Source organism: Acuticoccus sp. MNP-M23 (assembly GCF_031195445.1).
Taxonomy (GTDB): domain Bacteria; phylum Pseudomonadota; class Alphaproteobacteria; order Rhizobiales; family Amorphaceae; genus Acuticoccus.
The window spans coordinates 11534-32938 of sequence record NZ_CP133480.1 but is presented as its reverse complement, the minus strand read 5'-3'; the positions used below and the strand labels follow the sequence as shown (position 1 = coordinate 32938).

The 21405-nt window shown below is 66.2% G+C and carries 21 protein-coding genes; 11 read left to right on the top strand and 10 right to left on the bottom strand.

The window, feature by feature from the left end; translation table 11 throughout:
* Positions 1–49: 49 nt before the first annotated feature.
* Positions 50–775 (bottom strand): glycerophosphodiester phosphodiesterase family protein, encoded by a 726-nt coding sequence (locus RDV64_RS00150; RefSeq protein ID WP_309199581.1) that lies wholly within the window; start codon positions 773–775, stop codon positions 50–52.
* Positions 776–810: 35 nt separating this feature from the next.
* On the bottom strand, positions 811–1278 hold the full coding sequence (locus RDV64_RS00145; RefSeq protein ID WP_309197270.1) for a RidA family protein: 468 nt from the start codon (positions 1276–1278) through the stop codon (positions 811–813).
* Positions 1279–1424: 146 nt separating this feature from the next.
* On the opposite strand from RDV64_RS00145, the gene RDV64_RS00140 reads away from it, so the two are divergent.
* A complete protein-coding gene (locus RDV64_RS00140) occupies positions 1425–2258 on the top strand; it encodes an EipB family protein (RefSeq protein ID WP_309197269.1) in 834 nt (277 codons plus the stop codon).
* 30 nt (positions 2259–2288) lie between these two features.
* On the opposite strand, the gene RDV64_RS00135 is transcribed toward RDV64_RS00140, so the two are convergent.
* From RDV64_RS00135 to RDV64_RS00120, 4 genes are all read right to left on the bottom strand, one after another.
* Positions 2289–2768 (bottom strand): DUF1178 family protein, encoded by a 480-nt coding sequence (locus RDV64_RS00135; protein WP_309197268.1) that lies wholly within the window; start codon positions 2766–2768, stop codon positions 2289–2291.
* Positions 2765–3610 (bottom strand): carbon-nitrogen hydrolase family protein, encoded by an 846-nt coding sequence (locus RDV64_RS00130; protein ID WP_309197267.1) that lies wholly within the window; start codon positions 3608–3610, stop codon positions 2765–2767. Before RDV64_RS00130 ends, RDV64_RS00135 begins: the two co-directional genes overlap by 4 nt.
* Entirely contained in the window at positions 3607–3873 is a 267-nt protein-coding gene (grxC, locus tag RDV64_RS00125) for a glutaredoxin 3 (RefSeq protein ID WP_309197266.1), read from the bottom strand. Before grxC ends, RDV64_RS00130 begins: the two co-directional genes overlap by 4 nt.
* A gap of 115 nt (positions 3874–3988) precedes the next feature.
* Entirely contained in the window at positions 3989–4777 is a 789-nt protein-coding gene (locus tag RDV64_RS00120; protein ID WP_309197265.1) for a ComF family protein, read from the bottom strand.
* Positions 4778–4851: 74 nt separating this feature from the next.
* Between RDV64_RS00120 and RDV64_RS00115 the strand changes: the two genes are divergently transcribed.
* Positions 4852–5676 (top strand): SAM-dependent methyltransferase, encoded by an 825-nt coding sequence (locus tag RDV64_RS00115; RefSeq protein ID WP_309197264.1) that lies wholly within the window; start codon positions 4852–4854, stop codon positions 5674–5676.
* Here the strand turns inward: RDV64_RS00115 and rpe are convergent.
* The 3 genes from rpe to RDV64_RS00100 form a co-directional block, all read right to left on the bottom strand.
* Positions 5673–6356, bottom strand: coding sequence for a ribulose-phosphate 3-epimerase (rpe, locus tag RDV64_RS00110; RefSeq protein ID WP_309197263.1), 684 nt, complete (start codon positions 6354–6356; stop codon positions 5673–5675). The two genes, RDV64_RS00115 and rpe, sit on opposite strands and share 4 nt — an antisense overlap.
* Positions 6356–6865: a CAP domain-containing protein gene (locus tag RDV64_RS00105; protein ID WP_309197262.1), complete on the bottom strand. Its 510-nt coding sequence runs from the start codon at positions 6863–6865 to the stop codon at positions 6356–6358. Before RDV64_RS00105 ends, rpe begins: the two co-directional genes overlap by 1 nt.
* A 74-nt stretch (positions 6866–6939) precedes the next feature.
* Positions 6940–8514 carry a calcium-binding protein gene (locus RDV64_RS00100; protein WP_309197261.1) on the bottom strand — a complete coding sequence of 525 codons (1575 nt, stop codon included), beginning with the start codon at positions 8512–8514 and terminating at the stop codon, positions 6940–6942.
* A gap of 261 nt (positions 8515–8775) precedes the next feature.
* On the opposite strand from RDV64_RS00100, the gene RDV64_RS00095 reads away from it, so the two are divergent.
* The 7 genes from RDV64_RS00095 (at position 8776) to kynU (ending at position 19024) form a co-directional block, all read left to right on the top strand.
* The gene (locus RDV64_RS00095; RefSeq protein WP_309197260.1) at positions 8776–9678 is read left to right on the top strand and encodes a D-alanyl-D-alanine carboxypeptidase family protein; all 903 of its coding nucleotides are present in this window, start codon (positions 8776–8778) and stop codon (positions 9676–9678) included.
* 125 nt (positions 9679–9803) lie between these two features.
* Positions 9804–13301, top strand: a complete 3498-nt coding sequence (gene putA, locus RDV64_RS00090) for a bifunctional proline dehydrogenase/L-glutamate gamma-semialdehyde dehydrogenase PutA (RefSeq protein ID WP_309197259.1) — start codon at positions 9804–9806, stop codon at positions 13299–13301.
* 151 nt (positions 13302–13452) lie between these two features.
* Positions 13453–15771, top strand: a complete 2319-nt coding sequence (locus RDV64_RS00085; RefSeq protein ID WP_309197258.1) for a xanthine dehydrogenase family protein molybdopterin-binding subunit — start codon at positions 13453–13455, stop codon at positions 15769–15771.
* Positions 15772–15905: 134 nt separating this feature from the next.
* Complete coding sequence (locus RDV64_RS00080) at positions 15906–16466, top strand: type 1 glutamine amidotransferase domain-containing protein (protein WP_309197257.1); 561 nt, start codon at positions 15906–15908, stop codon at positions 16464–16466.
* A gap of 148 nt (positions 16467–16614) precedes the next feature.
* Entirely contained in the window at positions 16615–17442 is an 828-nt protein-coding gene (locus RDV64_RS00075; protein ID WP_309197256.1) for an isocitrate lyase/phosphoenolpyruvate mutase family protein, read from the top strand.
* A complete protein-coding gene (locus RDV64_RS00070) occupies positions 17439–17798 on the top strand; it encodes a TfoX/Sxy family protein (RefSeq protein ID WP_309197255.1) in 360 nt (119 codons plus the stop codon). Before RDV64_RS00075 ends, RDV64_RS00070 begins: the two co-directional genes overlap by 4 nt.
* A gap of 35 nt (positions 17799–17833) precedes the next feature.
* Positions 17834–19024 (top strand): kynureninase, encoded by a 1191-nt coding sequence (kynU, locus tag RDV64_RS00065; RefSeq protein ID WP_309199580.1) that lies wholly within the window; start codon positions 17834–17836, stop codon positions 19022–19024.
* A 12-nt stretch (positions 19025–19036) separates the two neighbouring features.
* On the opposite strand, the gene RDV64_RS00060 is transcribed toward kynU, so the two are convergent.
* Positions 19037–19753 carry a haloacid dehalogenase type II gene (locus RDV64_RS00060; RefSeq protein WP_309197254.1) on the bottom strand — a complete coding sequence of 239 codons (717 nt, stop codon included), beginning with the start codon at positions 19751–19753 and terminating at the stop codon, positions 19037–19039.
* A 180-nt stretch (positions 19754–19933) separates the two neighbouring features.
* On the opposite strand from RDV64_RS00060, the gene RDV64_RS00055 reads away from it, so the two are divergent.
* Positions 19934–20722 carry an ABC transporter substrate-binding protein gene (locus RDV64_RS00055; protein ID WP_309197253.1) on the top strand — a complete coding sequence of 263 codons (789 nt, stop codon included), beginning with the start codon at positions 19934–19936 and terminating at the stop codon, positions 20720–20722.
* Positions 20722–21396 (top strand): amino acid ABC transporter permease, encoded by a 675-nt coding sequence (locus tag RDV64_RS00050; protein ID WP_309197252.1) that lies wholly within the window; start codon positions 20722–20724, stop codon positions 21394–21396. Before RDV64_RS00055 ends, RDV64_RS00050 begins: the two co-directional genes overlap by 1 nt.
* The last annotated feature ends 9 nt before the right edge of the window (positions 21397–21405 follow it).

The window sequence follows — 21405 nt, the reverse complement described above, 5'->3', positions numbered from 1 at the left end:
TCAGAGAGCAGTCTAGCGCCTTCCCGGCGAAGCGTCGCGCGAGCGGCCGTCAGCGCGACGATGGGTCCGCGGACATCCGGTCGGTGGGTGAAAACCCCTCGAAGATGATCTGGTCCACATGGGGTGCAAGCCGCTGCCGTTCCACCTCGGTGCGGACGGTCCATGCCAGAACCGGGCGTTTGCGGCGGTGGAACCGCACGGCGGGGTTCGGCAGGCTCTGCGCGAAGTAGGCCACGAAATCCGGCTTGGTGCGCGGGGTGTGAAGCATCGCATCAAGGCCGAAGCGGTTGATCATGGACGTGTGGGGGGTCTCCCGGCCGGACAGAATGCCAAGCGGCGTATCGGGCAGCGCGCGGCGCAGGAGGCCCAGCATGTCGGGATCGAACGTCATGGCGGCGGTTGCACCGCCATAGCGGCCGAGCGCCCGCTGCACTGCGGCCGTCATCGCCGCCTTGCGCTCGATGGTGCGCGGGGCCTTGAGGTCAAGGAACAGCGGCGCGCGGCCGGAGACGAGCGCGAGCGCGTCGTCGAGGGAAGAGAGCGTCTCGTCGGTTCCGCGGATCGGAACCGCGCGCAGCGTATCCAGCGTCTGCGCCGCGACGGGGCCTTCGCCGCCTGTGGTGCGCTCAAGCGTCGGATCGTGAAGGATGATGAGCCCGCCGTCAGCGGTGAACTGAAGGTCGATCTCCACGGCATAGCCGGCCTCGACCGCAGCTTCCACTGCGGCCAGCGTGTTCTCGGGCGCATCGCCGCCATGAAGGCCGCGATGCGCAATTGGCGTGCGGGTCAGCCAGTCCGGCGTCAGTCCCGTTATGACGCAACCTCGACGATGGCTTCCACCTCGACCGCAACGCCCATGGGGAGCCCGGACACACCCACCGCGGCGCGGGCGTGCTTGCCCTTCTCGCCGAAAATCTTCACCAGAAAGTCGGACGCGCCGTTGATGACCTTGGGGTGGTCGCGAAATTCGGGGGTGGCGTTGACGTAGCCGTTCACCTTCACGATGCGCACGACCTTGTCGAGGTCGCCGATGGCGGCTTTCACCTGCGCCAGAATGTTGATGGCGCAAAGCCTTGCCGCAGCCTGACCGTCCTCGACGGACTTGTCATCGCCGCAGCGGCCGACAAACTCGACACCGTTCGGGCCCATGGGGACCTGTCCGGCGATGTAGACGAGATTCCCGGTCTGCACGGAGGGAATGTAGGAGCCCTGCGGTGCGGTGGGGGTGGGCAGGACAACACCGTCCGCCTCGAGCGCAGCTTCAACAACGCCAGCCATTCAACAGTCCTTCCATCGCATAAAGTTGCAACACGGGTTAGCAGACTGGCGCACCGCTGCAAGGCCCCGGCGCCTTGACTGCGCAAGAGACCGCGGTGCAGTGCTCGCGCTTGAATGGATTTGGCGGAGGGACGGAGAGCATGGCGATGCGACACGGTTCGATTGGTGCAGCCATCGGCGCGGCCTGCTTGTCTGGCGCCCTGCCGGCCAATGCCCTGGAGTTGCAGTCCCACCGCGCGGTGTATGACCTCACCTTGTCCAGCGCCGAACCGAGCACAAGCCTGGTGGAGGCCAGCGGTCGGCTCGTGTTGGAGATGAGCGGCTCGTCCTGCACCGGATACACGGTGGAATTTCGCAACGTGACCGAGGTGAACGACCGGGAGGGCACTCGGCGGGTGACCGACCTGCGGTCCTCCACCAGGGAAACCACAAGCCCGCCGCAGCTGGTCTTTTCCCACCAGACCCTGGTGGATCAGACGCTCGACAACGAAATCGAGGGGACCGCAACCGGCGGCGCAGGCGGCATCAGTGTCGACATTTCCTCGCCCAAGGAAACGACGCTGTCGCTGCCGCGCGCGATCTTCCCGACAGCCCACACAAGGCTGATGCTGGAATCGGCCGAAGCCGGCGAGCGCATTCTGGAGGCGACCATCTACGACGGCGGCGACGAGGCCGACAGCCTTTACGAGACCGCGACGGTCATCGGCGACGGTGCCACCGGCCTTCCGGGCGCCTCCGCAGACGAGCGGGTGATCCTGGCTGCTGAAGACGGCTGGATGGCGCGGACGGCGTGGCGCCTGGTGACGAGCTATTTCGAGCAGGGCGGCGCGGACGGCGAGCGGATGCCGGCATACGAGCTGAGCACCTACATGCTGGACAACGGCATCAGCTACGACGTGTCCTTCAACTACGGTTCGTTCAGCATGTCCGGCAAGTTGACGTCGCTGACCCTGATCGAAGTGCCCGCCTGCCCGGACTAGCCGCGTCCGGCGAACCGGATGACAGGCGTTTCAGTTGTGGTCTTCCGGCAGGGCGGGGAGGGGCAGAACCTCGATGCCCTCTTCCAGCAGCGCGCGCGTTTCGTCGGCGTTAGCAGCGCCGTAGATGCCGCGCGGCTCGGCCTCGCCATAATGGATGCGGCGCGCCTCCTCGGGAAATGCGCGCCCGACATCCACGCCGTGGGTGCGCACGGCTTCGCGCAGCGCGCGCACCATGGCGGTGAAGTCTTCGTTCTGTGCCGCGACCGCGGGGGCTGGCGCCTTGTCCGCCGTCTCTTCGGGGGCGGGCGCTTGCTCGGGCTTGTGTTCGGCGGGCGGGGCCGCGCCGCGTGTGCGCACGGCAGGCGCCATCAGCGCGCGGTTGACCGCGGTGGTCCCGCACACCGGGCAGTCCACCAGCTTGCGCGTGCGCTGTCCTTCGAAGGCGCCCGACGACGCGAACCAGCCGTCAAAATCGTGTCCGTCTTCGCAGCGCAGCTGATAGTGGATCATGACAGGGCCTGCTGCTCCGACGTTGCGCGATGCGCAACGGGAATGGACGGGTGGCGCGCCGCGATGGTCGGGATCTGGGCGCGCATCTTGGCGGCCGACGAAAGGTCGATGTCGGCCGCGATCACCGACGGCGTTTCGGTGGCCTCGGCAAGGACCCGGCCCCATGGATCGACAATCATCGCATGGCCGTACGTGGTGCGTCCGTCTTCGTGGAGGCCTTCCTGCGCGGCGGCGACCATGAAGGCGGCATTCTCGATGGCGCGTGCGCGTAACAGAACGTGCCAGTGTGCATCGCCGGTGGCCGTTGCAAAGGCTGATGGCGCCGTGAGGACATTGGCACCTTCATTGGCCAGTTCTTCGAACAGGCGCGGGAAGCGCAAGTCGAAACAGATGGCCATGCCGATCTTCAGCGGACCATCGTCCACCAGCACGGCGGTCTCGCCCTGCCGATAGGCACTGCTTTCGCGAAAGCTCTGGCCGGATGGAAGATCGACGTCGAACATGTGGAGCTTGTCGTAACGCGCCTCGATATCGCCGCCGGGGCCGATCATGTAGCCGCGATTGCACCATTGTTCACCCTCGCGCACGATCAGCGAACCGAGGTGAACGGTAACGCCAAGCTCTGCGCAAAGCGGGCGCACGGCTGACAAGACCGGCTCGTCCGCCTCCTCGCGCACCTGGGGTGCCGCGTGCTTGCGGCGAATTTCGACGAGATTGGTCAGCTCCGGCGTCTGGATGTAGCGCGCGCCGAGGGCGGCCGCCTCGCGAATGAGGCGGACGACGGTGTCTGCGTTCTGGAACGGGTCGCGGGTGCTGCGCAGCTGGAGGGCGGCGAGCTTCACCTGGCCGGCGTGCCTTCGAGCGCCTTGTCGAGCTTGCCGGAGCGCTCGAAGGCGGACAGCTCGTCCGAACCGCCGACGTGGAGGTCGCCGATGAAAATCTGCGGAAAGGTCGTGCGGCCACTGCGGCGAATCATCTCGTCTCGCCGTGCCGGTTCCCTGGTGGCATTGTACTCGCGAAAGGCGACGCCCTTGCCGCGCAAAAGCTGTGTCGCGCGGCCGCAATAGCCACAATAATCGCGCGTGTAGATTTCCACGGTCGGCATTCAACGCTCCGTCAGTTTGCGCCCGAACCTCGCATATGGGGGAGCGAATGCAAGGGCCAACCCGCAGCGGCCCCGGCGGGGACCGGGGCCGGCCGGGCGCTGCACGCATTGTCCGTCAGTCCGGCTCCGTCTCGCGTCCGACCACGCGGGCGAAGACGGCGACCGCGACGGAGCGCGCGCCGGCGGCCCGCAGCGTCCACGCCAGCGCGTCAGCCGTGGCGCCGGTCGTCAGAACGTCGTCGACCAGAACCACGCGGCGGCCGGCGATGGCGCCGCGGTCTTTCACCATGAACGCATCGTGCAGATTGTTGGCCCGTTCGTCGCGCCTGAGGCCGACCTGGTGCGGGGTGCGACGGGTGCGCTGAACCGCATAGCGGGCCACCGGAATGCCGACGAGGGGGGACAACTGATCGGCAATCAACGCGGCCTGGTTGAAGCGTCTGGCGACGAGGCGGGAGCGGTGCAGCGGCACCGGCAGTAAAATGTCCGCATCGGCGGTCAGATCATGGGCGGCCGGGGCCATGAGCGTCGCCATCAGGTGGGCAACACCCGGCACGTCATGATATTTGAGCTGGTGGACGAGGCGGCGGCTCACAGCATCGAATACGACTGCGGCGCGTGCCCTGTCATAAAGGGGGTGGTTCCAGCGCAGCTCGGGTGAGCGGGCGCCGGGTCCCGCATCGTAGGGAAGGGGCGTTCCCATGATATCGCAGATGGGGGCGCCGACGAGAGTCAACTGGCGCCAGCAGCCGCCGCACAGTGCACGGGGCTGTGCAAGAGGCCGGCGGCAGGACAGGCAGAGCGGCGGGACCAGGACATCAAGGGATTTCCGTGCCACAACGCCGAGCCAGCGCGCCGGATTTGCAGCGTGTTTGCCGCTGTCGATAGTTTGATCACGGGCCATGGCTGTGCTCCGTTGCGGTCGCCGTATTGCAACCTAGACGTTAATCTTTCACAGCCAGTCAAGGATGTCACCCCATGACGCCGTTCAATCGCGCACATCTTCGCAGCAGGATGGACCGTCCGCTGGTGGATGTAATGCACATCTATCTGGCAGAGGAACTGCTGGACCGGCTGACATTCGTGAAGCGCAACTTCGATAAGGGCCTCGTTTCCGGACGGCTGTCGCCTGACCTTCGGGCCATCTTCGATGATGCAGACCCGCGCTTCACATTTGCCGCGCCTGCAATTGAAGGTGGTTGTGCCGACGTTGTCGCCGATGTGGTGCAGCCATTTCGCCATGCCTTCCCGCTGGCAATTTCAATGAACGACCTGCATCTGGGCGAAGACCCGGTGCGGATGCTCACCGAGATGCGCGGTGCTCTGGTGCCGGACGGGCTGTTTCTGGGCGCTGCGACGGCGGCAGGCACCCTTGCCGAGCTGTCTGAATCCCTTCTGGCCGCGGAAAGCGCGCTGACGGGCGGGGCGTCCATGCGCATGGCCCCGCTGGCCGACATGCGCCGATGGGGCGACGCGCTGGCCCGCGCGGGGTTTGCGCTGCCGGTGGTGGACGAGGTGCGCGTGACCTTGCGCTACAGCTCCCTTGCCAGCCTGTTTGCCGACCTGCGCGGGATGGGCCAGCGCGGCGTGCTGGCCGAACGCGCCCCCGCACCGCGACAGCTTTTTGCGCGCACGGAGGCGCATTATCGCGAAGCGTTCAGCGACCCGGACGGGAAGCTGCGCGCAACCTTCGTGTTCGCGTGCCTGTCCGGCTGGGCGCCGGACGCCAGCCAGCAAAAGCCTGCGCGCCGCGGTTCGGCGACAATGCGACTGGAAGATGCGCTGAAGGCGTCGGGCGGCTAGCGCGCCGCTGCGCCGCTGCGCAGCGCAGCCATGGCGGCGGCGCGGTCGGCCGGTCCGAAAAACGCCGAGCCGGCAACCAGCATGTCGGCACCTGCCGCAGCGGCATCCGGCGCGGTCTTCGGCGTGATGCCGCCATCGGCCTCAACGCGGATCGGCCGGTCGCCGACCAGCGCGCGGGCTTGCGCGATCTTCGCGTTGGCGTTGGGAAGATAGCTCTGGCCGCCGAAGCCGGGGTTCACCGTCATCACCAAAATCAGCGCAATCCGGTGAAGAACCGGCTCCAGCAGCGAAACCGGCGTGGCGGGGTTGATCGCAACGCCTGGCGAAAGCCCGAGCGCGGCGATGGCCTCCAGGGTGCGATCCAGATGCCGGGTCGCTTCCACATGCACGGTAATGCCGTCGGCCCCCGCATCGGCGAAGGCGCCGAGATAAGGGTCCACGGGTTCGATCATCAGGTGGACATCGAGCGGCAGGCTGGTGGCGCCGCGCAACGCCTTCACCACGGCAGGCCCGTAGCTGATGTTGGGGACGAAGTGGCCGTCCATCACGTCGAGGTGGAGAACGTCGGCGCCGACTGCCTCGGCGGCCTTCACCTCAGCGCCGAGATTAAGGAAGTCGGCGGCAAGGATCGAGGGGGCGATCAGTGTCTGGCCGGCGGCCGGCTCTTTCCAAAGGCGCATCAGGTGGCTCCGTCCGGCCGGGCGAGGAGAAGCACCCAGAACGATTTGAATTGGCCCTCGTCGGTGAGCGCGAGGCCGATGCCGGCGTGCGTCAGCTCCCCGTTGAGGAGGTTCTTGTTGTGCTCGCGGGAGGTTTTCCAGCCTTCCACGGCAAGCACCAGCGTCGGGTATCCGGCGCCGAGATTTTCTGCACCGCGGACGGCCGCATAATTGGCGTCGTTGAACCGTTTCTTGATCCCGCCCGGCGTGTGCATCCGGGTGCGAAGGGTGTTGCGCCGCGCAAGTTCGCGTGCGGTTTCGGCCGCAATGGCAGAAAGGCGCGGGTCGTTGATGAGAGGGGCAAGGCCGTTTGCCGTGCGGTGCCGGTTGATCAGCGCCAGCGCCCTTGCGGGATCCACGGTGCGCTCGCGCGCGACGTTCGGCACGGTCTGCGGCGTCTTGCCGGTCATGCCGCAGCCGGCAACGGCCACGCAGAGGATGAGTGCGGAGAGAATGCGAATGAGGGACATGGACCCCTGATGCACCGGACGGCGCATCATCTCAAGACCCGTGAGGAGCGCCCATCGCCCCAGGCCGGTGGCGCTCAGACGATGAGGTCGTCCAGCGGGGTGAGGAGCTGGAAGTCGTTGGCGTTGAGCCGCGGCCGGTCTCCGTCGAACTCGTAAACGAAGCCGAACAGCTTCTGGTACTCGTTGGGGTGAAGGTCGGACCGCGGGTTGCCGTCGAACGAGTCGATCTTGAACACGAAGGGCCGTTTTTCCCGCGCGCCCCAGCTGTCGTCGATATCGCTGACACCCTTGTCGTTCAGGCGAAAGACGGCGTCCTTGATGCTGAGTTCGGTGTTGCCGATGTTCTTGATGAACACGTCCGCCACGCCGCCGCCGTCAAATCCGTTGAACTGCTTGACCGAGATGCGGAACCCTTCGAGCCCGCCGCGGATCGCGTCGCCGTCTTCGGTCCGCGGGGTGTACCGGCCGGTGCCGAAGTCGTTGTTTTCGATGGTGACGCGGTCGGGACGGTCCGTCACCGCAAACGTGACCACAACCTGCTCCTGGTTGGGGTACACCGCGCCCGGCGCGCTATCGTCGAGACTGAACCGGCCGTTGGCGAATGTCGCGCCGGACACCTGGTCGATCTTGCCGGTGAGGGCGGCGGCATCGCGGAAGTTGATGTCGAGGTCGCTGAGGTTCGCGATGATCTTTTCGGACGTGTTGACGAACTTCAGCTGGTAAAGTTCGACCTTTTCCGTGCCCGTGTTGTATTCGGTGATCTTGACGACGTTGAGGTCGAACGCGTCGCCGCGCTTGAAGGTGCGGTTGTTGTGGCCGACGTCCGGAGAGGGCGTGACGAAGCGGTCCTGAATGTCGGCTTCGGTCAGGAGCGCATTTTTCACGAACACCTGATCGCCGGTCTTGGTGTTTTCGATCAGCGAGCCACGGCTGTTGAAGACGGCGATGTTGCCGGCCGCAATCAGCTCCAGGTCGCCGCTGAGGTCGACCAGCTGGTCGCCGCCGCGCTTGTTGAAATCCCGGATGACATCGAGCGTCTGGCCGTCGCCGAAGAAGTCCCGTCCGGAGAAGAAGAACGCGTCGGCACCCTGGCCGCCGATCATCCGGTCCGAACCGGTGCCGCCGTGCAGGCTGTCATAGCCGAAGCCGCCGCGCAGGATGTCGTTGCCGGCGCCGCCGACGAGCTCGTCCTTGCCGCCGCCGCCGACCACCAGGTCGTTGCCGCTGCGGCCGTTCACGAAGTCGTCCTGGGCGCGGCCCACCAGAATATCGCGGGCCCGGCCGCCGATCATCACGTCATCGACGTTGGACCCCTTGAGGCGGGTCGGCTCGTCGTTGGCCATCTGGAACTTGTCGCCAAGTCCGTCGAACCGGTTGATTACCCGGACGAAGTTCTCGATGCCGCGCGGATCGATCTGTTTCACGCCATTGTTGACGGGCGGCTGATCGAGCTGGTCGAGCAGATCCACCATCATCCGGTTGCTCACCTTGATGGGGAGCCCCAGGTCGATGGAGGCGTTGGGGTGCCGGTCGAGATCGTCGAGGAAATGCTCGAACGCATCGGAGCGGACGCTCGGCGAGATCTTCTGAACGATGTAGCCGTCCCGCGCGGTGAGGCGGGTGGCGTCAAACGAAACGATCTTGACCATAAATTACTCGTCAATGTGTGCCGGCAGACGGTTAGGTCCGTCCCACGCGCCTCATACCATAGCGCAGATCGCAATCTCAGACGATATTCCGCGACAGCTAGATTATCTTTTGGTTAAGAAGTCCATGGAGGCTTGGCTCTTGCGCGTCATTCGCGCAACGCCGGCGCAAATAATGGGCGTCGGCGCAGCGCCGCCTGCGCCGCGTTGCGGACAGCGCCTTCTGGCGCGGCCTAGGCTCCCGCCATTGCCGGAGAATGTCATATGCGTCGCCTAAGCGTCCTGATCGCAGCTCTGCTCGTTGCCGGGTGCACCTCGTCCCAGCCGGACCGCAACGGCGTGGTGCAGCCCGCGGCTGCGCCGGCGTACGAGCCTGTCATCATCACGCCGGCGGAAGCGCCTGCGGTCTCCCGCCGCGCCTATGCGGCCATTGTGGTTGATGCGAAGACGGGCAAGGTCCTCCACGAGGAGGAGGCGGAGAGCCTGCGTTATCCGGCCTCGCTGACCAAGATGATGACGCTGTATCTCCTGTTCGAACAGCTGGATTCGGGCCGGATGAACACCAACTCCGCGCTCAGCGTGAGTGCCAAGGCGGCCGCCCGCCCGCCGGCCAAGATCGGCGTGAAGGCCGGCACCTCCATCACCGTGGACACTGCGATCCGCGCCCTTGCCGTGCGTTCGGCCAACGATGTGGCGGTGGTGATTTCCGAGAACCTTGCCGGCTCCGAGGAAGCCTATGCACAGGCCATGACCAGCAAGGCCCGTTCGCTCGGCATGCGGAATACCGTGTTCGTCAACGCATCGGGGCTGCCCGATAAGCGGCAGGTGACCACCGCGCGCGACATGGCGATACTCGGCCGGGCGCTGTCCAGCCGGTTCCCGCGCTATTTCGCCTATTTCTCGACGCCCGAGTTCAGCTATGGCGGGCGCAAGTGGAGAAACACCAACAAGCTTTTGGGCAAGGTCGACGGCGTTAACGGGATCAAGACCGGCTATATCCGCGATTCCGGCTTCAACCTGGTCACCAACGTGCAGCGCGGCGGCAAGCACATCATTGCGGTGGTGATCGGCGGGCGCAGCGGCAGCTCGCGCAACGCGAAAATGACCGAGCTGATTGAGGAGTACCTGCCGGAGGCATCCGGCGGAAGCATCCTCAGCATCTTCTGAGGTCGCGCGCTTTTCGCATCTGGCTGCCGTCTGAAATTGTCACCATTGCGGAACTGGTCCTGATTTTTGCATTCTTGTGCAGGTCGCCTGTACGACACGGGGCCTGAGCAGCGTGGAGATCGCAAATGTCTGAAGCCATGGCGGAATTGACCAGAGCGCGCGAGGCTGTCCGCGCTGCCACGCTTGCGGGCGAAGCTGCGCTGACGGACCATCTGGTCGGTGAGGCGGGCATGGACGAGGTGACCCGCCGCGCCGTTGCCCAGCGGGCCGCCGGTCTGGTCTCCAAGGTGCGGGCTGCATCCGCACCGGGTCTGATGGAAACGTTTCTGGCCGAGTATGGCCTGTCCACGGACGAAGGCATCGCGTTGATGTGCCTGGCCGAAGCGTTGCTCCGCGTGCCGGACGCCCACACCATCGACGCGCTGATTGAAGACAAGATCGCCCCCAGCGACTGGGGCAAGCATCTTGGCAAATCCACCTCATCGCTGGTGAACGCGTCCACCTGGGCGCTGCTGGTCACGGGCCATGTGCTGGACGAGCGCAGCCGCGGCATTGTGGGCACCTTGCGCGGGGCCGTCCGGCGGCTTGGCGAGCCGGTGATCCGCACTGCTGTTTCAGAGGCGATGCGCCGGCTCGGCCGCCAGTTCGTCCTCGGCGAAAACATCGACGGCGCGCTCAAGCGGGCCGCCGGGATGGAAGCCAGGGGCTACACCTATTCCTACGACATGCTGGGCGAGGCGGCGCGCACGTTCCCCGATGCGCTGCGCTACCGCACCGCCTACGAGAACGCGATCCGCGCCATCGCCACCCGCGCCACCCATGGCGATGTTGCAAAGAACCCCGGCATCTCCATCAAGCTCTCCGCACTCCACCCCCGCTATGAGGAGACCCACCGGGACGACTGCCTGCCGACCCTCGTTCCCATCGTCATCGAGCTGGCGAAGCAGGCGGCCGATGCCGGGATGGGCCTCAACATCGACGCCGAGGAGCAGGACCGCCTCGATCTGTCGCTGGATGTGATCGAGGCTGTTGCGTCCGATCCCGGCCTCAAGGGCTGGAGCGGTTTTGGCGTGGTGGTGCAGGGGTACGGGCGCCGCGCGCTGCCGGTGATTGCGTGGCTGGATGCGCTGGCCAAATCCATCGACCGGCGCATCATGGTCCGCCTCGTGAAAGGGGCGTACTGGGACACCGAGATCAAGCGCGCGCAGGTGACGGGCGTGGAGACCTTCCCCGTCTTTACCCGCAAGGCGGCGACGGATGTGTCCTATCTGGCCTGTGCCCGTTCGCTGCTGTCGCGCGCGGAGCGGATCTACCCGCAATTTGCCACCCACAACGCCCACACCGTGGCGAGCGTGCTGGCCATGTCCAACGGCGAGGCGTTTGAGTTTCAGCGGCTCCACGGCATGGGCGAGACGCTTTATGACGTGCTGCGCAAGGAGCAGGACGTGCGTTGCCGGATCTATGCGCCGGTGGGGGCGCACGAGGACCTGCTCGCCTACCTCGTCCGCCGCCTCCTCGAAAATGGCGCCAACTCGTCCTTTGCCAACCAGATTGTCGACGAGCGCATTGCGCCCGAAAAGGTGGCCGAAGACCCGTTTGCAAGGCTTGCGGGCGCGCCAGTCGTCAACAAGCGTCTGCGCCAGCCGCCGGAGCTGTTCGACAACCGACCCAACTCCAAGGGCTTCGACATTCACGACCGCGTTGCGCTGAAGGCGTTCGAGGCCGCGCGCGACGAATTTCGCGCGGCAACATGGACAGCTGCGCCGATGACGGTGGCAGCGGACACCGCGGCAGAGCCGGAGCCGGTGATCAACCCCGCCGACGCGGCGGACACCGTGGGCAAGGTTTCAGCCCTGAGGCCGGAGTGTGCAGCGGCGGTGGTGGCGGATGCTGCCGCCGGCGTAAACTGGGCGGACACCGCCGCGCGGGCCGAAGTGCTGCGCCGCGCGGCCGACCTTTATGAAGAGAACGCCGGTGCCTTCTTTGCGCTGGCTGCCCGCGAGGCGGGCAAGATTGCGCTCGATGCGGTGTCCGAACTGCGCGAGGCGGTGGATTTCCTGCGCTTCTACGCCAACGAGGCGGAGCGCGTCTCACCGTCGGCACGGGGCGTTGTGGTGGCGATCTCGCCGTGGAATTTCCCGCTGGCAATCTTCACCGGCCAGGTGGCCGCGGCGCTGGCCGCAGGCAATGCCGTGGTGGCCAAGCCTGCGCAGCAGACACCGCTGATTGCCGCCTACGCCACTCAGCTCCTGCGGCAGGCCGGTGTGCCGGAGGCAGCGCTGCAGCTTTGCCCCGGTGACGGCAAGGTGGGCGCGGCGCTGGTCGCACAGCCCGGCATTGCGGCCGTTGCGTTCACCGGCTCGACCGGCACCGCCAAGGCCATCGACCGCCAGCTGGCAAAGACCGCGCCGGAGGCCATTCTGGTGGCGGAAACCGGTGGGCTCAACGCGATGATCGTCGATTCCACCGCGCTGCCCGAGCAGGCGGTGCGCGACATCGTCACCTCCGCATTCCAGAGCGCCGGCCAGCGTTGCTCGGCGCTGCGCATCCTTTATGTGCAAAAGGACGTGGCGGACCGGATCCTCACAATGCTGACCGGCGCGATGGAGACCCTCGGCGTCGGCAATCCCTGGCCCGTCAGCTGCGACGTTGGCCCCGTGATCGACGAGGCGGCCAAGACGAAGATCGCAGACCACATCGAGGCGGCGCGCAAGGACGGCCGGGTGGTTGCCCAATACGGGCGGGACGATGGGCTTTTCGTGCCGCCCACCGTCATCAAGGTCAGCGGCATCGAGGCGATGGCGGAGGAGATCTTCGGCCCTGTCCTCCATTTCGCGACGTTTGACGGCAATGCCATCGGCAAGGTCGTCAATGCCATCAACGCCAAGGGCTATGGCCTCACCTTCGGCCTTCACACCCGGATCGATGACCGGGTGGAGGAGATCGTGAGCGCGGTGAAGGTCGGCAACATCTACGTCAACCGCAACCAGATCGGCGCAGTGGTCGGCTCTCAGCCATTTGGCGGCGAGGGGCTGTCCGGGACCGGACCGAAGGCCGGTGGCACGCGCACGGTGGCCCGCCTTGGCGCAGGGACCGTCACGCCGCGCCTTGCAGCCGACACCGGCGCGAAGGCGCCCGCGACCGCGCTGCAGGACGCATTGAAGGCCGTTGCGCCGGAAGTGGGCGCGCGCGGCGTTCTCGATCTGGTGGGGCCGACCGGCGAATCGAACCGGCTTTCCGAGCATCCGCGCGGCGTCATCATCTGTGCCGGGCCGACGCTGGGTCGCGCCTTGGCGCAGGCCGATGCCGCCCGCGCCACCGGCAATGCCGTGCTGGTGGTGGCGCCGGGCGCAACGGGCCACGAAGGCCCGCATCGCGCCATGGTCGACGGCGTCGTCGACCCGGCCGATCTCACGACGCTCGAAGGCTTTCACGGCGTCCTTTACGAGGGCGATCCGCAACCCGTGCGAGAGGCGCTTGCGGCACGCGACGGCGCGATCCTGCCCCTCTTCGCCATCGGCGACGCGATGGTGCTGGAGCGGCACTTCTGCATTGATACTGCGGCGGCCGGCGGCAATGCGCGCCTGCTTTCCTCGACGGAGGATGAGGCAGACGCGGCCTGACGCCGCGCATCCCGCCCCAACCTTGCCTTGATATCTGGCACGGCGCGCCCATCGCGCCGTGTCCTCGTTGTGCTGGAGAGCGATCCAAGATGACCATTCGTTTGCCCGTCCGTCGTGCTCGCGAGGACCACGCCGCTGGAATGTGGCCGGCATGAGCGGGGGGATGCGCTTCGGCATCGGGGCGCGGGCAAGCCGCGTCGAGGACCAGCGGTTCATCACCGGCAAGGGCCATTTCGGAGATGACGTGACGGTTCCCGGCGAGCTCTTTGCCGAGATCGTTCATGCCGAGGTGCCCGCCGGGCGTATCGAAGAGATCGACATTGAAGCCGCAGCCGCAATGCCGGGTGTTTTCGCAGTCTTCACCGCAGCGGACCTGAAGGCGGACGGGGTCGGGGTGATCCCCTGCACCGGCCTTCGCGCCCGGCCGCTGGAGCGCGCCGACGGCAGCGTGGTGGAGGCGCCGCCCCGCCATGCGCTGGCCGACGGGGCCGTGCGCTATGTGGGCGAGCCGGTGGCCATGGTGGTGGCCGAAAGCCGCGCTGCAGCCCGCGATGCCGCCGAGGCGGTGATGGTGACGATCGAAGACCGGCCCCATGCGGCCGACCTGATGATGGCTGCCGCCGAGGGCGCGCCCGCCGTGTGGGATGACGCACCGGACAACACGGTGTTTGTGAAGAATGTGGGCGACCATGAAGCCGTCGATGCGGCGCTTTCGGGCTCGGCGCACATTTCGCGGGTGCGGCTGCCGTTTCAGCGTCTTGCCATGAGCCCGATGGAACCGCGCACGGCGCACGGCAGCATCGAGGATGGCCGCTATGTCCTGCGCTGCGGGACGCAGGCGCCCCACGCCGCAGGTCGCGTCCTGGCCGAAATCCTCGGCGTCAGCACCGAGGGCGTGCGGCTCGTCACCGGCGACATGGGCGGCGCCTTCGGGATGCGCTCCGCAGTGTTTCCCGAAATGGTGCTGGTGCTGTGGGCCGCACGCAAGCTTGGCCGCCCGGTAAAGTGGACCGGCACCCGCTCGGCGCATTTCCTGACCGATGATATGGGCCGCGACATGGTGATGGAGGCCGAGCTTGGCCTCGATGCGGACGGCAACTTCACCGCGCTGAAGGTGCGCAACACCGCCGCCGTGGGCGCTTACCTGTCCATGCAGGGGCCGCTGCCGGCGTTCGTCAACCTCGGCGGGCTCGCCGGGGTCTACCGCACACCGGTGATCTCTGCTGCCGTGCGCGGCGTATACACCAACACCGTGCCGACCGCGCCCTACCGCGGCGCGGGCCGGCCAGAAGCAATCGCGTGCATCGAGCTTGCCATCGACGAGGCGGCCCGGCAGTTCGGCTTCGACAGGTTTGCCCTGCGCCAGCGCAACATGATCAAGCCCGCCGACATGCCGTTCCAGACCGGGCTTGCCTACAAGTACGACTGCGGCGACTTTCCCGCCGCGATGGCAAAGGTGCTGGACCTTGCCGATATTGCGGCGCTGGAGGCGCGGCGTTCGGACGCTGCCGCGCGCGGCAAGCTCCTCGGCTTCGGGCTTTGCATGGCGATCGAGTCCACAGCCGGGTTTCTGGACGAAAGCGCCAGCATCGCGATGGCGCCAGGCGGCCGCGCGGTCCTGGGCATGGGCTCGGCCAACCACGGCCAGGGTCATGAAACCGCCATGCGTCAGGTGGTTGGCGAGACGCTCGGCCTTCCGCTGGACGCCATCGACTATGCCATGGGCGATACCGACGAGATTGCCCACGGCAGCGGCACTTTTGGCTCGCGCAGCGCAATTTTCGGCGGGTCGGCGGCGCTGGAAGCGGCAAGGGCGCTGGTGGCCAAGGGCCTCGCGCAGGCGGCCGCTCTGTTCGGCGTGGAACCGGCGGACGTGCGCTTCGACGATGGCCTCTTTTATCAGGACAGCTCCAACAGATCGCTCTCCTGGGCAGAGCTGGCCGCCGAAGCGTCAGGCGGGGAGGGGTTGTCGGCCGAAGCGCGCTGGTCGTCGGAAGATGCCAGCACCTACCCCAACGGCGCCCACGTTGTGGAGGTGGAGATCGACCGGGAAACGGGTGCGGCCGTTCTCACCCGCTACGAGGCGGTGTCGGACGCCGGCACGCTCCTCAACCCGATGATTGTGGAGGGGCAGATCCATGGCGGCGTCGTTCAGGGCCTCGGCCAGGTGTTTTCCGAAGCGATGGTCTACGACGCTTCGGGCCAGCCGGTGAGCGCGTCGTTCATGGATTATGCGATGCCGCGAGCCGACGATCTTTGCAATATTGGCGTTGCGCACGCGTCGGTGCCCACTGCGAAAAATCCCATTGGTGCGAAGGGGGCAGGGGAAGCGGGCACCGTTGGCGCGCTTGGCGCCGGCCTTGCGGCGGTTGCCGATGCGCTGGCGCCGGCGGGCGTGCGCGAGATCCTGATGCCGGCGTCACCGGGCCGGGTCTGGGAAGCGATCGAGGCGGCACGAAACGGCAAATGACGAAGTGTCGCGCACAATCGAATGGAACGCCGGCGGTGGGGGAGCGCGTTCACTTCCCGAATGCGTGAAGCGGCGGGAGGCCAGCGCCGTACAGGCAGCAGGCCCCGCCAACGCACCAGACGGAAGGATTTACAATGACTGCTATCGATAAAGCCAGGATCGCCATTCTCGCAACCGACGGGTTTGAAAAGTCCGAACTGTTCGAGCCCAAGCGGCAGCTTGAGGCGGCCGGCGCCACGGTGACCGTGGTCTCGCTCGAAAAGGGCGAAATCAAGAGCTGGGACAAGACCGACTGGGGCGAAGCCGTGACCGTCGACAAGACCCTCGACGAGGTGGCGGTGACCGACTTTGACGGCCTCGTCCTGCCGGGCGGCCAGATCAACCCGGATCTCCTGCGGGTTGAGGAAAAAGCCGTTCGCTTTGTCCACGACTTCTACAACACCGGCAAGACCCTCGCCGCCATCTGCCATGCGCCTTGGCTTCTGATCGAGGCCGGTGTCATCAAGGGGCGCAACGTCACCTCCTACAGCTCGATCAAGACCGACGTGATCAACGCCGGCGGCAAGTGGGAAGACTCCGAGGTGGTGTGCGACGAAGCGCTGATCACCTCGCGCAAGCCCGGTGACATCGACGCTTTTGTGGCCAAGATCATCGAGGAAGTGAGCGAAGGCCGCCACCAGCGCGCCGCGGCGTAAGGCGCCTTCAGCCGACATAGAATTAAGCCTCGGCGGGTCCATCCCGCCGGGGCTTTTTTGTTGTGCCTTGCCCGTGCTGCGCAGCGGTGCGCTCTTCCCTTGGGCGGCGCCGGCCTTAGGATCAGGCGCGTTGCAAGGGAGACCACCGATGGCCGAGTTGACGGGGACGGATGCTGCGAGCCGGTTTCGCGCGCTGCACCAGAATTTTTTTGCGACGCCCAACCCGTGGGACGGCGCGTCCGCCCGCCATCTGGCGAGCCAGGGCTTCAAGGCGCTGGCCACGTCGTCGGCAGCCCTCGCGTGGTCCCTCGGCAAGCGCGATGGCGGCATCACCCGCGCGGAGGCGATTGCCCACGCTGCCATGATCGGCGCGCAGACCGGATTGCCGGTGAACGGCGATTTTGAAAGCGGTTATGGCGAAACGCCCGCCGAGGTGGGAGAAACGATCCGGGCCGCCATGGACGCCGGGGTCGCGGGCTGCTCCATCGAAGACGTGCTGAAGGGCGGCATCGAGCCGCTCTACAGTGAGGCGGACGCCTGCCGCCGCCTGGAAGCTGCGCGCAACGCCATCGACAGCGGGGGTGGCGATTTCGTCCTCACCGGCCGCTGCGAAGCCTATCTTGAAGGCGTGGCCAACCCCTTCGAGGTCGTGAAATCCCGGCTGAAGGCCTACGCAGAGGCCGGGTCCGATGTGCTCTACGCACCGGGCCTCACCGATCCGGAGGAGGTGGCCGCGCTCGTGGCACTGACGGACCGGCCGCTGAGCGTGATTGCCGGGGCCGGCGGCGTCAGCAACGATCTTGGCGCGTTGGCAGCGCTCGGCGTGAAGCGGGTCACCGTGGGCTCTGCGCTCTACAAGAAGGCGTTCGGAACCTTCTTTGCCGACGTCGGGCGCCTTTGCGAAGGCAGTGCCGCGTTCGGCACCATGCCACCGTCGGACGTGTTCGACGCGCTGATGCCGGAGAGCGGCGTGTGACGGAAGCCGACCTTCAGGACCTGTTTGCGCCCGTCGGGCCGGTTGCGGTGCGCCGGATGTTCGGCGGTTTCGGCGTTTACCGGGACGGGCGGATCTTTGCCGTGGTGGTGGGCGATGAACTATATTTGAAGGTGGACGAGAAGACGGAGGCCGAATTTCGCGCCGCGCCCTCGGTCCAGTGGGTGTACGAGAAGGGCGAGAAAACCGTGAAGATGCCCTATTGGCGCTTGCCGCCTGATGCGTATGACGACACCGGCATTCTGGCGCATTATGCCGAGCTGGCCTTTGCCGCTGCCGCCAGAGCCGGCACGCCCAAACGCGCGAAGAAGACCGTGCCCCGGAAAGGAAAAACGTGACTGCAACCGCCACCACCCGCGCCGAGGCCGAGGCGCTGGACCGGGCCGATCAGCTGGCCGGCCATCGCGACCGGTTCATCCTGCCCGAGGGCGTCCTCTACCTCGACGGCAATTCGCTGGGGCCGCTGACGAAGGCTGCGCAGGCGCGGGTTGCCGAAGCGGTGAATGCCGAATGGGCGGACGGGCTGATCCGGTCGTGGAACACGGCCGGATGGATCGACCTGCCGGCGCGGATCGCTGCGAAGATCGCACCCCTCATCGGTGTTGATGCGGCGGATGTGGCGGTGGGGGATTCCACCTCCATCAACCTCTTCAAGGTGTTGTCGGCGGCGCTCGACAAGGCCGGGGAGGAGCGCAACGTGATCCTTTCCGAGCCCGGCAATTTCCCGACCGACCTTTATATCGCGCAGGGCGTCGGCGCCCTGCGCGGTGCAGAACTGCGGCTGGTGGACGATGTGGAGGCCGCGCTGGCAGACGACACCGCCGTGGTGATGGTGACGCAGGTGGACTACCGCACCGGCGCAAAGCACGACATGGCAGCCCTCACCGAGAAGGTTCACGCCGCCGGTGCCATCATGGCGTGGGACCTTGCCCATTCGGCCGGCGCATTTCCGGTCGACCTTGCCGGCGCGGATGCCGATTTCGCGATAGGCTGCGGTTACAAATATCTGAACGGCGGCCCCGGCGCTCCGGCATTCCTGTGGGCCGCGCCGCGCCACCAGACCGTGATGCCTGCACTGCGCGGCTGGTTCGGCCACGCTGCCCCCTTTGCGTTCGAGACGCAGTTTCGCCCCGCAGAGGGCGTGAAACGCTTCATCACCGGCACCGCGCCCGTCCTGTCGATGACCGCGCTGGAGGCGGCATTGTCCGCTTTTGACGGTGTGGACCTTGCGGCAATTGCGAAAAAATCCGCAGCACTGTGCGACCTGATGATCGAGCTGGTGGCGGCGCGCTGTCCGTCGCTGACGCTGGCAAGCCCGCGCGATGCGGCCGTGCGCGGCAGCCAGGTCTCGTTCCGGCACGAGGGGGGCTATGCCATCATGCAGGCGCTCATTGCCCGCGGCGTGATCGGTGATTTCCGCGCGCCGGACATCCTGCGCTTCGGCATGACGCCGCTCTACACCCGCTTTGCCGACGTGTTCGACGCGGTGGAGATCCTCGCCGAGATTCTGGATACCGGCGCATGGGATACGCCGGAGTTCCACCGCCGCGCCGCCGTCACCTGACGGGGGAGGGCCTCAGCCGCGCGCAGCCCGGTGCGCGTCGGCAAGCTCGGCCATCGAATTGAAGCGCATGTCCACCGCCGGCATTTCGCCGGGGTTCATGGTTGCGCCGAAGCCTTCGTCGTCATGGCGGCGGTAGATCCAGCAATTGGTGAGACCGTGCCGCTTGGCGGGCACATGGTCGTGGAACATGCTCTCCGCCACATGCAGGAGCCGCGGCCGTTCCACGCCGATCTGCGGCAGCCGGTCGAGCATGTACTCGAAATTGCGGTCGGACGGTTTGTAGGCGCCGACATCCTCGGCCGAATAGATGGCATCGAACGTCACGCCCAGCCGCTCGTTCGAACCCGCAAACGACGCGTTGTCGACGTTGGACAGGATGATCAGCTTGTAGTGTTGCTTGAGGTAGGCGAGGGCGTCCGCGCTGTCCGGGAAGGCAGGCCAGTCCTTCACCGATGCGCCATAGGTCAGGCATTCGGCATGGGTGGCGGACACGCCCCAGCGTTCGGCCAGGCGCTTGTAGACCACGGCAAGGAGATCGCTGTAGCGCATCCCCGGCGTCTGCGCCTGCTGGCTGGATTCAGCCTGCGCATGGGCTTCCAGAATGGCGTTGCGGGACAGGTTCTCGACCTGCCGGGTGAGGGGCGCGAGGCCGGCGACCATCCCGCTTTCCCAGTCAATCAGGGTTCCGTAGCAATCGAAGCTGAGGGCGTCGAAGTCAGTCAGGGTCATGGGGTCTCTTAACGTCGGTCGGTGTGCCGGTCCAACGTTGGACCACAATTTGGTGCCGTGCGGAAGAAGATGAGGTTCACACTCCGACTGGCCCGATGAATGCACTTGCATCAATTCAACTTCGCCACGAAGCTCGGGTCAGCGCCCCGATCAGGTGGCGATAACAAAGGGGAGTAGTTGATGCGTAAGATGATAGCAGCGGTGGCCCTGTCGGTCATGGCAGCAGGCTTTGCGGCCAGCGCCTCGGCCGAAACGCTGACAGTTGGCGTCTATCCGGCCAACCCGCCCTGGGAGGTCAAGCAGCCCGACGGTTCGTTCGAGGGGTTCGAGGTGGACCTCGTCAACGCAATTGCCGAAAAATTGGGCGTTGACGTGGACTATCAGGACACCGGCTTCCAGGCGCTGTTCGCCGCCACCAATTCGGGCCGGATCGACATGGCGATCTCCTCGATCACCATCACCAACGACCGGCTCCAGAACCAGGATTTCACCCAGGGCTACTATGATGCCGACCTGGCACTCGGCCTGAAGGAAGGCACCGGCGCCGCCACGCTTGCCGACCTCGAAGGCAAGGACGTCGGCGTCCTGTCGGCCTCCACCGGCGACAAGTGGGCGCGCGAATATGGCGAGCAGTACAAGATCGGCGCGATCCGCGGTTATGACACCAACACGCAGATGCTGCTGGATGCGCAGAACGGCCGTGTCGCCGCCGTGGTCACCGACCTTCCGGGCATGCTGTTCGCCTTCAAGGAAATGAAGGGGATGACCACTGGCGAGACCATCTCCACCGGGGACCGCTACGCCATCATGCTGGCAAAGGACTCCCCGTGGACGCAGAAGGCATCCGACGCGATCACCGAACTGAAGGAAGAAGGCTTCCTGGCACAGATCCACGAGAAGTGGTTCGGCGTTCCCCCGATGGAAGGGACCAGCACGGTCACCGTTCTGGACATTCCGACCGCTGAATAATGGGCCTTTTCGAGACCTTCTTTAATACAGAAGTGATGCTGCGGACCCTGCCAATGCTTTGGCAGGGTCTCATCAATACGGCACTCCTGTCGGTCACCACCATCATTCTCGGCGTGACCATGGGCATCATCTGGTGCCTGATGAAACTTTATGCGCCCAAGCCGCTCAGGTGGCTGGCCATCTTCCTGATCGACGCGTTCCGGGCGCTGCCGATCCTCGTCCTGCTTGTGGTCATCTACTACGCGCTGCCATTTGTGGGCATCGTGTTTTCGCCGTTCGCCTCCGCGGTGATGGCGCTTTCGCTTGTGCTGGCGGCGTTCACGGCAGAGTGTTTCCGCGCCGGGATCCAGAGCCTGCCGGAAGGCCAGTTCGAGGCGGCACGGGCGCTGGGGCTGCCCTTCCCGGTGACGCTGTGGAAAGTGGTTCTGCCGCAGGCGGTGCGGGTGGCGATCCCGCCGCAAACGTCCAACTGCGTCGCGATTGCCAAGGATACCAGCCTTGCCTCGGTCGTCGCCATGCCGGACCTGCTCAAGCAGGCGACAGACGCGCAGGCGCTGACGGCCAACCCGTCACCGCTGATTGCGGCGGCAATCATCTACTTCATCATCCTGTGGCCGGCGGTCCGTCTGGTCTCCTACCTCGAAGAACGGCAGAAGAAAGCCCGCACGGCCTGAGCGGGGGGC